The following is a 12,411-nucleotide window of genomic DNA, read 5'->3' as shown; positions in this document are numbered from 1 at the left end:
TATAACATTTAAACTATTAAAGTATTTTACTGTATACCTTCCGTTAATGCAAGCCGGGCGGTACAAGCAGATATTACAAGCTGTAGAAATGAGTGGGATGTGACGAGACGCAGCCACATAGGATGATAGTAACCCTACTGTTGAGGAAGGGATTCTAACCAAAGGCAGGTGGGATGCTGTGATCCGTATTCCGAATCTAAGTGCTCCTCCCGACAACGCTAATTTATCCGATATCCAGAAAGCGATCTATAATGAGAAAGTGGTAAGCCCTACTACTTACGAATACGATTCATGGGATGCTCTGGTGTTTGAACTGAAAATGAGAGAAGCCATTATCCGGGCCGCCTCGGATTTGAATTCCGGTCAGGCCTCCTTTGCTTCGTTCAAAAAGTCCCGCTGCAATGAGGCTTATTGGGAACGCCAGGAGAACGGCGCTTTTTTGCTGAAAAAAGGAGTCAGCCCGAGCGCGGCGGTGAGAGACATTTTTCTTAACGGAAGCGCGTACGCCTTTGAGTGCGCAACGGCCATTATTATTGTGCTCTATAAAGCGGTTTTGGATGTTATCGGGGATGAGAAATTCGACAAGCTGTTTGCGGACTTGTATTTGTACTCATGGAATTACGACCGCGATTTGAAGCTTATTACCGATCATACCGGAGCGGAATCGTTCGGAGGAGATATTCTGTATTTCAAAAATCCGGAGGTCAATCCCGAATGGATCGAATGGCAAGGGGAAAATGCGGTGAAGATGGGACCGGATCTCTATTACGGCCACGGGGTTGGAATTGAGAGCGGGACGTACATCATTGAGAAGCTGAACAAGCTTAGGGTGCCGGGCGCAACGAAATCGGCTTATTTGATGGACGATGTGACTCATCCGGATTTTGCCTATTTGCACAAAATAGCAACGAGCGCCGACCCGCTGGCCGTAGTGGCTTCTTCAAGAATCAAGGCCAAAGCGGGTCAAGTCGTTGCCAAGATCGGCAGCTTAACCGGTATTTATAACTGGTATGCTTAAGCGGACGCGCTTGTCAGCTGCTCTTCGAACCAGTCCCACCCGGTTCCCACGTGATCAGGCTTATGGGAATCCGAACCGTAAATACAAGGAACCCCTTGCGCGATACATTCGCGGATGAACCATTCGGGAGCATAAGGCTTGCCGCAGGTAGCTACCCGCAGTCCGGCGGTATTCACATCGATCCCGATTCCCGCTTTGGCGAGCCGCGGAACGATAGCCTTCAGGCGCCGATCGATTATTGAAGGATCGATGTCGGGAAGGGCGAGCCGGAACTTCTCGATCAGATTGATATGCCCGAGCCGTGTCCGCACAGGCAGCTTGGCCGCCCAATCGATAGCTGCCTCCACGTGGTTATAATACTCCTCGACCACCTTGTTCATCGTGCCGTAGTACGCGATCAAGCCGTCGCGGAAATCGTCCGCTGTAAAGTCGATGCAGCGAATGCCGTTGATGCCAGGCAAGTAATGGACGGAATATACTACGTCCTCCAGCTGTCCTTGCCATTGGTCGACGATCCGCTCGGTGTAATCGAGCCGGCCGGGCAAGTAATCCAGCTCGAGCCCTACGGTAATATCGATACGCCCCTCGTACTGGCGCTTCATTTGCTGCGCATAGGTCATATAATCCGGCAGCTCCGATTCCGGCATCGCCAGCTCCCGGAACAAAGCGGGGTCGTTAATCCAGCCTTGCGGGAGAGGCGGGTGCTCGCTTAGCGTATACCGCTCAAACCCCAGCTCTATAGCCCGGTCGATATACTGCTCCGACGGAGCGCTGTTTCCGTGATAGCAGAAGCGGGTATGCGTATGTCCGTCCCATTTCATTATGGCCATCTTAAGCCCTCCTTCTATATAGCAAAAAGCTCATGTACATAAAGGTACATGAAGCCGAAAAGGTTGTAAAGAACGGCATCTAGTGATTCCGTTGATAGCCGATGAGCTAGAGCCACTGCTCGTACTGCTCCCGCAAGGTGCCGGCGGTGACCCGTTTGCGATGCAAGGACAGGCTCGGAGCTTGCAGATTCAGCTCTTTAATATAATCGTTGATGACGGTAACCTGCTCCTCCACCAGCTCAGGCGCCGCTCCCGAATCTATAAGCTCCAGCGTCAGCTCCATCAATTGCTTGATTTCCTGCCGCAGCATAATCCAAGGATGCTTCACCTTGGCGTTTTTCATGATCGTCTCGAATACGTCTCCTGTCGGTACCTCCAGAGGCTTGCCGAATCCGGGCAAATGCTCCAGTCCTCCGTTTTTGACGAACTCCTGATACGCTTCATCGACCCAGCTCTGAACCTGCCGCTGCATGGAGAGACTTACCGCGGTATCCTCCAGCGTCTCGGCCGGGAGCGGGATGAACGCTTTTTCCTGCTGTTCAGGTGACGGCTCCGGATCGGCTTTGGCTTTGCGGCGGTCACGGAAGAAGAACATAGACTATCCCCCTTTGTGCTGAATTGTTGATTTCATTATAACAAAATGTTAGAGAACTATTAGTGAAATTCATATAAAACAAATAGGTTTTCCTTAAGAATTCTAAACTATTCCTTCTACAATGGTACCATACATAGTTAAGATGTCTCAGGAGGGTGTCATTGATGGTGCTGACAGTAGGTAGGAAGCTGGTTTTAACGTACATCCTGATTTTAGTGATTATGGGTGTCATGGGGTTCATGGATTTGAAAAACATGAGGGGGTTGCAAGAGAATACTAGAGAGATTACGAGAAACTGGCTAATAGGCACGGAGGTGGCCAATCAGGTCAAATATGCCAAGGAGCATATTTTAACGCTTTATTATCAGCAGCTTCTGGAGCCGAATCCCGCCAAGAAGGAAGAGATCAACAAGCAGACGGAGGCCACGTTTCAGCAAATCGACGATCAGCTTGTGAAATATGAATCTGCTTTGGCTGACGAGCAGGATGCGGCCAATTTTGCGCTGCTGAAAAAGCGTTGGGACCTGTTCAAGGAGACCAACAATCGCCAGAAGGCCGCGGGCAAAGGGGGCGGAGAGGCTTCTGCCGAGCTCTCGAAAGCATTTGCTGATGTACAGGAAAGTATCGATATTATAGTGGAGTATAACCACCAGGGGGCAAGACAATCCGAGCTGGACAGCAACGAGCTGTACCGGGTCAGTATGATCGAGCTGATCGTCCTCCTCGCGGTTGCGTTTGTATCTGTCATTGTCATCAGCTATTTGGTGAACCGGTATATTTCCAAACCGGTCGTTCAGGCTTCCGAGGCGCTGCAGCGCATATCCCAAGGGGATTTGACCGGCCGCACCATCGCTTATAAATTTCACGACGAAATCGGCACGATGATTTCTTCGGTCAATCGGGTATCGGCATCATTAAGGGATTCCGTCTTGAGGATGCAGGAGGCTTCCAATCTCGTCGCGGCTTCCGCACAAGAGCTCTCTGCCAGCTCCGAGCAAAATGCGGCTGCTTCCGAGCACGTGACGACCTCGATCCAGGACGTTGCCTCCGGCTCGGAGAATCAGGCGCAAAGCGCTTTGGAATGCGGACGGGCTATGGACGAAATGGCGATCGGCATTCAGCGGATCGCAGAGGCAACCTCCGATATTTCGGAGCTATCCGCAGAGGCGTCCTCCCGTGCAGAAAAAGGAGCGGAAGTGATCCAGCAGGCTTCCGTCAAAATTCATTCGATCAGCAGCGCGGTAGGCAAAGCCGGCGGAGTCATTCGTGAGTTGGAAGAGCACTCGCATAACATTAACCGGATCTCCTTATTTATAGGAGAGATTGCTGCACAGACCAATCTGCTCTCGCTGAACGCAGCTATTGAAGCGGCAAGAGCGGGAGAGCACGGACGAGGCTTTGCCGTCGTAGCGGGCGAAATCCAGAAGCTGTCGGCGCAAACGGCTAATTCGATCCAGGAAATCAACGAGGTCATTGAAGGAATCCGCAGTAGTACGGTACAAGCCGTCCGCTCTATGGATGAGGGCTTGACTGAGGTGCAGGAGGGGCTGCAGGCGGTAGCTCGCGCCGAGGAGACCTTCGGGATGATTGTCGATTCGACCGTGGAAGTATCAAAACGGGTTCAGGAGGCAGCTGCGGCTGCGGAGGAAATGTCGGCCAGCTCGGAGGAAGTAGCGGCTACAGTGACAACCATGGGAGTGATAGCCGAGCAAACCTCAAGCCTGGCCCAGACGGTAGCCGCGACGACCGAGCAGCAGCTGGCTTCGATCCAGGAGATAACGTCGTCGGCGAATGCCTTGTCCGGCATTTCGGAAGATTTGCATCGACTGGTTGTCCAATACAAGGTTACTTAATGTGGACAAGCGTGCCGTTCCATGCATTAACACTCCGCTGAGCTACATACAATCGGAGTTTCGGGTGACGCTATAGGAGGAGTCTTTGGGCAAGGTTCAGGTTCAATTCACATTTCCTATCTTCTTATTGATATTACAAATTAATGCTTACTTAACAGAAGTAATTGGGTTATAGTCAACAAGATCTTTATCGCAGGCATTTATAGATCATATATAGATAGGAGTGCATTCCATAATGAGTTCTGTAGATCAAAAGCTATCTGCTGAAGAAGTGATGCTTTCCCGTCATTCCGTCCGCAAATACGAGCGCGGAGTAACGATTCCGGAAGCGGAATTGAATGACATTTTGTCCTTGGCTGCAAGCGCCCCGTCTTCCTGGAACCTTCAACACTGGCGGTTTCTGGTGGTTACCGATCAAGCGATTAAGGAAAGACTGCTTCCTGTAACCTTCAACCAGCAGCAAACGGTCGACGCCTCTGTTGTTGTAGTAGTGCTCGGCGATCTTCAAGCGAATCTCGCTGCTGCCGCCGTATATGAGAAGGCGGCTCCGGAAATCCGCGATATGATGATCGGACAAATCAACGGAGCTTACGAGAACAATCCGCAGCTGGCTAGAGACGAAGCGATCCGCAATGGTTCCTTGGGAGCCATGCAGCTGATGCTGGCGGCTAAAGCCAAAGGCTACGATACCGTGCCTATGGGCGGATACGATAAGGATGCCTTGATCAAGGAGCTGAACATTCCGGACCGTTATGTACCGGTGATGATCATTCCAATCGGCAAAGCAGCTGCATCTGGACGTCCTACAGAGCGTTTGCCGCTGGAGCACCAGGTCATTCGCGAAAGCTTCTAATAGGTATGAACTGGAGGGTGTCCTGCTTGCAGGACATCCTCTTTTTTGATTGTATCAGGGGGGCGGGGCTCCCTGCAAAGGACTGATTGAAGCTCCACTTTGCGGGACTAAATAATAAATCATTCAGCTTAAGAACATCCTACTAACGATGGTCATCAGGTCATTTTACAAAAAGGAGCTTGCAGCATGACACAACAAGAAACCAAGCAGTCAGCGGATGAGCAGCATGATGCGGAGAAGACGGTGAACCGCGGGGAGCTCAATGCAGCCAACGAGAAGCTGTTAGAGGATCAGCTGGGTGTTAGCGAGGATAAAATCTTCGATTACGTTCCCGGAGAGAATTAGACACTTGAGCTGGATATGAAAAAATAAAAGGAGCTTGAACTCGCTGTGCCGAGTCTAAGCTCCCTTTATTTATACGAGATAGATGAGGAAGGTTAAAACGATTTTGCCAATGCTGCAGCTTTCCCTATAGCTTCCTGCTTGATGCTCTCGGCCTTATCCGGGAATTGGTTATGCCCTTCTATGAACAGCCCCTGAAAATCGGTAATGCCGAAAAACTGCATGATCGCCCCGATATGGCGATGCCCCATCTCCATGGCTGCCGCCGGTCCATCGGAATAGATGCCGCCGCGTGCTTGAATGTGAAGCGCCTTACGGTCGGGAAGGAGCCCTACCGGCCCTTCGGCGGTATACTTGAACGTCTTGCCCGCCGTGCAAATGGAGTCGATATAAGCCTTCATAATCGGCGGATAGGAAAAGTTCCACATCGGAGTTACAAATACATATTTGTCAGCCCCCACGAATTGGTCCGTCAGCTCTCCGAGCCGGGCTACCTTCGATTTTTCCTCCGCTGACAGCTGATTCATATCGCTGCCCGAACGAAGCTTGCCCCAGCCGCTGAACACATCTGCGTCAATATGCGGAATATGCGCCTTGTACAGATCGAGATAAATCACCTCATCCTGAGGATGAGCTTCGCGGTAAGCGTCTACGAAAGCTTGTCCTGCAGCCATACTGAACGATTGAGTTTCGTTGTTAGGATGTGCCGTAATGTAAAGTAAAGTAGCCATAAATGTCATATCATCCTTTTCTCTAGCTTATTACGCCGGGCAGGCCCGTCCCTTCCCTTCGTACAATTACAATTTGCCCACCGGACCCCGTTAATATGTTTGAAATTTGTCCCTGCCAAGCCCTCTCCTAAACTGATTTTCCTGCTCTACATCCCTCGTAATTTCCAGATTTCTTTGTGAATTTCCCGCTTTCTTCAGCTATCCGGAACTTGAACCTTAGACTGCGAACAGCCGGTAGCTAACGTTAGCGTTGTCTAGGTATGAATACCTGTCCATCGCCAAAAAACGAAGGTTGTTCCAAAATAACGCTTTCAAGTGTCATACTTTTCAGCTTTGGGTAATAACTTGTAACTACGTGTTGGATCACAGCGAGATTAAAGCGTTATGTTCATGTGAGTAAAGTTGTCGTAATCCAAGGCAGGGAGGTGGCCTATGATTGAATTCCGCAACGTCAACAAGCATTATGGGGATTTCCATGTCCTTAAGCAAATCGATCTGACGATTCAGCAGGGGGAAGTCGTTGTCATTGTTGGGCCGTCCGGCTCCGGGAAAAGCACCTTGCTGCGCTGCATCAACCGGCTGGAGACGATTACGGATGGGGAGTTGTACGTGAGTGATGCCAAGCTTCACGACAAGAAAGCGGATGTCAACAAGCTGCGGCGGAATATCGGCATGGTGTTTCAGCATTTTAATTTGTATCCGCATATGTCGGTGATGGACAACATCACCCTTGCCCCTATGAAGGTGCTCAAAATGAGCAGGGAGGAAGCGCAAAAAATAGCCGTCCGGTACTTGGAGAAGGTGGGAATCCCGGAGAAGGCGAAGGCGTATCCGTCCGAGTTGTCCGGTGGGCAGCAGCAGCGCGTGGCTATAGCCAGAGGGCTTGCGATGAAGCCGAAAATTATGCTGTTCGATGAGCCGACCTCAGCGCTCGATCCCGAAATGATCGGCGAAGTGCTTGACGTCATTAAAGGTTTGGCCCATGAAGGAATGACGATGGTCGTTGTTACGCACGAGATGGGCTTCGCCCGCGAGGTTGCCGATCGCATCGTGTTCATGGATCAGGGGCAAATCGTCGAAGAGGCGGGGCCGGAGCAGTTTTTCTCAAGTCCGCGGGAGGAGCGGGCGCAGCTGTTTCTCAAACGGTTATTACAACATTAGCGATAGAGAGGGGATTGTTGCATGAGGAAGAGGAGAAAGAAGCTTGGAGCTGCCGCGCTGGCTGTTGTTTTGCTGCTGACCATGGTGCTGGCCGGCTGTGGGACGCAAGGCGGCAGCACGGGGACCCAGGGGTCGGGCGATACAGGCAAAGCGGATGGCGGAAGTGCACCGGCGAAAACGCTGGATGCAATAAAGCAGCGCGGCAAGGTGATAGCAGGCGTCAAATTCGATACGAAGCTGTTCGGGCTTAAGGACCCGGCGAGCGGTAATGTAGAAGGCTTCGATATCGATATCGCAAAGGCGCTGGCCAAGAAAATATTGGGCGACGAATCGAAGGTCGAGCTGAAAGAGGTTACGTCCAAAACCCGTATCCCACTGCTTAAAAACGGCGATATCGACATGATTATCGCGACTATGACAATCACAGAGGAACGCAAGCAGGAGGTCGACTTCTCGGACGTGTATTTCAAAGCGGGCCAATCGCTGCTCGTTAAGAAAGGCAGCAAGATCGCTTCCGTCGCCGATATCAAGAAAGGGGTCAAGGTGTTGACCGTCAAAGGCTCCACCTCGGCGCAAAACATACGGGAGAAGGCGCCTGAAGCCACCGTGCTGGAGTTTGAAAACTACCAGGAGGCTTTCACTGCGTTAAAAGCGGGACAGGGGGACGCGCTGACGACGGATAATGCGATTCTGTACGGCATGACGAAGCAGGATCCGAACTATCAGGTCGTAGGCGGCACGTTCACGGATGAGCCTTACGGCATTGCCATCCGCAAGGGAGATACGGAGTTCGTAACCTACGTCAACGATTTCCTCAAAGGCATGAAAGCCAGCGGAGAATACGATAAATTGCACGAGAAGTGGATCGGCGAAAAGCCGAGCAAATAAGCTGCCGGAGCAGGATGAATGGCCTTACCAAAGAGCCGTTCATCCTATTCCGTTCACCGTAACGGAAGGAGGCCCGCGCGGATGGATATGATCAACTTCAATATCTTATTCAAATATTGGGACATGTATATGGAAGGCTTCCTCAATACGCTGCAGGCGAGCGTCATCGCGCTGATCGGCAGCTTTTTGCTGGGGACCTTAGTGGCAGTTATGCGCATAGCTCCTGTCAAACCGTTGAATTGGCTCGGGGCTGTATATGTGGAATTTATTCGGAACATCCCGATCATTCTGATCGTATTCCTGTTCTTCCTCGGTCCATCGGCGCTGGGGTTCAGCTTAAGCGGCTTCGCCGCGGGAACGATCGGGCTGACGATCTACACCGCTTCTTTTATTGCGGAGGCGATACGGGCCGGCATTCAGGCGGTGCCGAGAGGGCAGACGGAGGCCGCCCGCTCGTCCGGACTTACCTACATACAAACAATGGGCTATATTATTTTGCCGCAAGCTCTGAAAATCGTGATTCCTGCGCTAGGGAACCAGTTTTTGAATTTGGTCAAAAACTCCTCCGTTCTAAGCGTCGTCGCCGGACTCGATCTGATGTATTATGCCGATCTTATCTCTACCAAATCTTTCGTCACCTTCAGTGTGTACATTTTCGTAGCCTTGTTTTATTTGGTCATCACCATTCCGCTCAGCTTCGGGGTCGCTTATCTGGAGCGGCGCATGGCAAGAACGAACTAGACGCGGAGGTGAGAAAGCATGAATTTCGCAGACGCTTATACGTGGGATCATATCCGCTTTTTGCTCGAAGGGCTCGGAGTCACCTTGCGGGTCGCCGTCATTGCGATTATTTTCAGCTTTATAATCGGGTGCCTGCTCGGCACGATTCGATATACGAAGCTTCCGGTCGTATCGCAGCTTACCGCGGTAGGCGTGGAAGTCATCCGCAATCTGCCCTTATTGCTCATAATTTTCTTCACTTATTTTGCATTGCCTGAGGTTGGCATCAAGCTGAGCGTGGAGCATGCAGCCATTGTGGCGCTAACCGTCTTCGAGGCGGCGATGATTTCGGAAGTGGTGCGCAGCGGCCTGAACTCGATCCCGAAGGGGCAGATTGAAGCGGCCCGTTCGTCGGGACTGACGTACCTTCAGACGCTGGGCCACATCGTTTTGCCGCAGGCGCTTCGCCGGATGATGCCGCCGATGGTCAGCCAGTTCATATCGCTATTGAAGGATACGTCGCTTGCGGTCGTCATATCTCTGGCCGAATTGATGCACAACGCCCAGATCATTAACGGACAGGACGTCAACTTCGTAATCCCGGTGCTTTTGCTGACCGCGGTTATGTACTTTGTCGTTAATTACGCGCTATCCATTGTGGCCAAACGATTGGAAGCACGGCAAGTGTAGAAGACGCCGCTGCAGCTGCATAGTGAGGAAAGAAGGTATGCAATGGAGGAGCTTGGTGTACAGATGCTCTTGTGGGTTGTGATCGGCGGCTTCGCGGCCGCCTTTGTCGATGCGGTTGTCGGGGGCGGCGGTCTTATCGCCGTTCCCGTTCTGCTGTTGACCGGCATGCCGCCGACGGCCGCGCTTGGCACCAACAAGCTGGCTGCGTCCATGTGCTCCTGCACCAGCATGATCGCCTTTATGCGCTCAGGCAAGGTGGAGCTGGGACTCGTCCGCTACTTGTTCCCGCTGGCGCTTATCGGTTCCGTGTCGGGAACCTTAACGCTTCAATTCATCCCATCGTCGTTTTTGCGGCCGATGGTGGTCGTCATGCTCGTTGCGGTCACGATCTACACGCTGGTCCGAAAGCAGTGGGGACGCGAATCGACTTACAGCGAGCTGTCGCCCGGGTCCAAAGCGGTGGCCGCCGCGGCTGCGCTCGGCCTGGGCTTCTACGACGGCTTCTTCGGGCCGGGACCGGCTCGTTTCTGCTGTTTACGTTTTTGCTGCTGGGCTTCGACTTCGTCAAGGCGGCCGGCAATTCGAAGGTATTGAACTTCGCCAGCAACATAGCGAGTCTGGGAACGTTCATGTACCTCGGGCTCGTTAATTACAGCATCGGCATTCCGATGGGCATCGCCATGATCGGAGGCGCGCTGCTCGGCTCGCGGATCGCGATCCGCAAGGGCGCGGCTTATGTGCGCCCTCTGTTTATTGCCGTCACGGCGCTGCTCATAGGGAAGCAGCTGCTGGACTTGATCTAGCTACAGGCCTGAGAGCCGTCCGCAAGCGGACCAAAAAGCCTGCGAATCCGAACAATGGTATCGGATACGCAGGCTTTATCGTTTTAGTGGGAAGGCACGTAGCCTTCTCCTTTGGCCTTAGCTTCCTCTAATTCCCTCGCCTCTGCGGCAGGATCCAGCTTATCTTTGCCCATCAGGAAAGCTGCCGCCAGCGCCAGCACGGCGGGAATGAGCGCCCAGGCGAAGGTGGTTACAATAGAGGACGAGAGTCCTTCCGTAATGACACGCAGTACTTCAGCGGGGATATGAGCCCGCGTAGCCGGATCCAGCAGCATATGCGGATCCTTGAAGTCAATGCCTTGAGGCACGGCTGTCTGGCTGCCTTGGGCGAACGACTCGGTCAAATGCTTTGTCAAAGTGTGGCTTTGAATGATGCCGAAGATAGTGATGCCAAGCGTCATCCCAAGAGATCTCAGGAAGGTAAGCGTCGAGTTGGCCGCTCCCCGCTGTCTAATCGAGAAGGAATGGATGGCTGCGTTGCTCAGCACCGAGAAGGAGGCACCGATTCCGAGACCGATCATAATCATATACACTGTGATAGTAAATCGCGAGGAGCCGGTCGTTAACGTAGTCATCAGGGCAATTCCCGCCACAAGCAGAATGAGTGTCATGATCATGATCGAACGGTAAGGTATGCGTGTCATCAGGCTTCCGCCGGCAGTAGCCGTGACTACCGTTCCCAGCATCATCGGCAGCAGTACATAACCCGAATTGGTTGCAGACCCGCCCAATACGCCTTGAATAAAAATCGGGATGTAGACGGAGGCAGTAATGAAAGCGGCTCCGCTCAGCATCGCCAGCACATTGCTCGTGGCAAATAAGCGGGTGCGGAACATTGCGAAGGAAATGATCGGTTCCTCCGCGCGTTTTTCCACGAACAGGAACAGTAGGGCAAAAAGGAGAAATCCGGCGAACAAGCTGCCGATTTGCAGCGAAGTCCATGCATACTGCTTGCCGCCCAGCTCCAGGGCGAAAATCAAACAGACGATAGCGCAGACGAGTGAGCCCGCGCCCCACCAGTCGATCTTCTGTTTGGAATGCTCCAGCGACTCTTTGTAAAAGAACGCGATCATGGCGAACGAGATCAAACCGAGCGGCAGGTTGATGTAAAAGATCCATTCCCAATGGATGTACTCGGTAATGTAGGCGCCGAGCAGCGGGCCGAAGATGCTCGACATGCCGAAGACGGCGCCGAACAATCCGCCGAGCTTGCCTCTGTTCTCCGGTGCGACGGCATCGAACATGATCGTGAAGGTAATCGGCATCAAGGCTCCCGCACCGATCCCCTGCACAGCGCGGTACAAGCTGAGCTGCTCGATCGACGTCGCCGTTCCGCATAGAACGGAGCCGAACATAAAGACGAGGATGCCGAAGATGAAAAAGCGCTTGCGGCCGTACATGTCGGACAGCTTGCCGAAGATCGGCATCCCTGCCATTTCTGCGACCATATAGGCGGAGGTAACCCAGACGAATTTGTCGAGGCCTCCCAGCTCTCCGATAATGGTGCCCATTGCGGTTGCGGTAATCGTATTATCCATGGAGGCCATCAGGATAGCCAGCAGCAGCCCTCCGATTACGATTCCGATTTTGTTTGACGGTGTGCTCATGAACAACTTCCTTTCGTATTCATTATTAGACGATCGCGCCGCCTGTGAGGGACGGTGCGTCATTTGCCTGTTCTCTACGCTTCTTACTATAAAGGCGGAACGCTGACAGCTGTATGTCAGCGATGTTTGTGGATCATTAACTTTTTTCATTACCATCTTTACATGAGAAAAACCTCTATCGAGGTCCTTTCACAGAGGAGCGACCGCGCTTAGAGGTAGGTTTTATCGCAAATAGAAATTTCACATCCGATGCCCCCGGAAAGTTAAACATTCTATTATGG

12 protein-coding genes and 1 pseudogene are annotated in these 12,411 nt (G+C 52.3%); 9 read left to right on the top strand and 4 right to left on the bottom strand.

Annotation, left to right across the window (positions count from 1 at the left end):
* Positions 1-178: 178 nt before the first annotated feature.
* Complete coding sequence (locus DVH26_RS35215) at positions 179-1,018, top strand: protein-glutamine gamma-glutamyltransferase (RefSeq protein ID WP_239630244.1); 840 nt, start codon at positions 179-181, stop codon at positions 1,016-1,018.
* On the opposite strand, the gene hisJ is transcribed toward DVH26_RS35215, so the two are convergent.
* Together hisJ and DVH26_RS35205 are read right to left on the bottom strand one after the other, a co-directional pair.
* Positions 1,015-1,848, bottom strand: coding sequence for a histidinol-phosphatase HisJ (gene hisJ, locus DVH26_RS35210; RefSeq protein ID WP_239630243.1), 834 nt, complete (start codon positions 1,846-1,848; stop codon positions 1,015-1,017). The two genes, DVH26_RS35215 and hisJ, sit on opposite strands and share 4 nt — an antisense overlap.
* 106 nt (positions 1,849-1,954) lie before the next feature.
* Positions 1,955-2,443 (bottom strand): DnaJ family domain-containing protein, encoded by a 489-nt coding sequence (locus DVH26_RS35205; RefSeq protein WP_239630242.1) that lies wholly within the window; start codon positions 2,441-2,443, stop codon positions 1,955-1,957.
* A gap of 164 nt (positions 2,444-2,607) precedes the next feature.
* Between DVH26_RS35205 and DVH26_RS35200 the strand changes: the two genes are divergently transcribed.
* From DVH26_RS35200 to DVH26_RS35190, 3 genes are all read left to right on the top strand, one after another.
* Positions 2,608-4,296, top strand: a complete 1,689-nt coding sequence (locus DVH26_RS35200; protein ID WP_239630241.1) for a methyl-accepting chemotaxis protein — start codon at positions 2,608-2,610, stop codon at positions 4,294-4,296.
* Between the two features lie 235 nt (positions 4,297-4,531).
* Positions 4,532-5,149 carry a nitroreductase family protein gene (locus tag DVH26_RS35195; protein WP_239630240.1) on the top strand — a complete coding sequence of 206 codons (618 nt, stop codon included), beginning with the start codon at positions 4,532-4,534 and terminating at the stop codon, positions 5,147-5,149.
* A 186-nt stretch (positions 5,150-5,335) separates the two neighbouring features.
* Positions 5,336-5,494, top strand: coding sequence for a hypothetical protein (locus tag DVH26_RS35190; protein WP_239630239.1), 159 nt, complete (start codon positions 5,336-5,338; stop codon positions 5,492-5,494).
* 92 nt (positions 5,495-5,586) lie between these two features.
* Here the strand turns inward: DVH26_RS35190 and DVH26_RS35185 are convergent, their stop codons facing one another.
* Positions 5,587-6,222: an FMN-dependent NADH-azoreductase gene (locus DVH26_RS35185; protein WP_239630238.1), complete on the bottom strand. Its 636-nt coding sequence runs from the start codon at positions 6,220-6,222 to the stop codon at positions 5,587-5,589.
* A gap of 432 nt (positions 6,223-6,654) precedes the next feature.
* Here DVH26_RS35185 and DVH26_RS35180 point away from each other — a divergent pair, with 432 nt between their 5' ends.
* The 5 genes and pseudogenes from DVH26_RS35180 to DVH26_RS35160 all read left to right on the top strand — a co-directional run bounded on the left by DVH26_RS35180 (position 6,655) and on the right by DVH26_RS35160 (position 10,484).
* A complete protein-coding gene (locus DVH26_RS35180; RefSeq protein WP_239630237.1) occupies positions 6,655-7,383 on the top strand; it encodes an amino acid ABC transporter ATP-binding protein in 729 nt (242 codons plus the stop codon).
* A gap of 21 nt (positions 7,384-7,404) precedes the next feature.
* On the top strand, positions 7,405-8,271 hold the full coding sequence (locus DVH26_RS35175) for a glutamate ABC transporter substrate-binding protein (protein WP_239630236.1): 867 nt from the start codon (positions 7,405-7,407) through the stop codon (positions 8,269-8,271).
* 87 nt (positions 8,272-8,358) lie between these two features.
* A complete protein-coding gene (locus tag DVH26_RS35170; protein WP_239635595.1) occupies positions 8,359-9,012 on the top strand; it encodes an amino acid ABC transporter permease in 654 nt (217 codons plus the stop codon).
* Positions 9,013-9,030: 18 nt separating this feature from the next.
* On the top strand, positions 9,031-9,681 hold the full coding sequence (locus tag DVH26_RS35165) for an amino acid ABC transporter permease (protein WP_239630235.1): 651 nt from the start codon (positions 9,031-9,033) through the stop codon (positions 9,679-9,681).
* A 42-nt stretch (positions 9,682-9,723) separates the two neighbouring features.
* Positions 9,724-10,484, top strand: a pseudogene (locus tag DVH26_RS35160) (sulfite exporter TauE/SafE family protein).
* A gap of 83 nt (positions 10,485-10,567) precedes the next feature.
* Here DVH26_RS35160 and DVH26_RS35155 read toward each other — a convergent pair.
* Positions 10,568-12,130 carry an MDR family MFS transporter gene (locus tag DVH26_RS35155; protein WP_239630234.1) on the bottom strand — a complete coding sequence of 521 codons (1,563 nt, stop codon included), beginning with the start codon at positions 12,128-12,130 and terminating at the stop codon, positions 10,568-10,570.
* Positions 12,131-12,411 lie beyond the last annotated feature (281 nt).

Source organism: Paenibacillus sp. H1-7 (genome assembly GCF_022354825.1).
Classification (GTDB): Bacteria; Bacillota; Bacilli; order Paenibacillales; family NBRC-103111; genus Paenibacillus_S.
The sequence above is the reverse complement of the archived record's forward strand: the minus strand, read 5'-3'. Positions and strand labels throughout refer to the sequence as shown.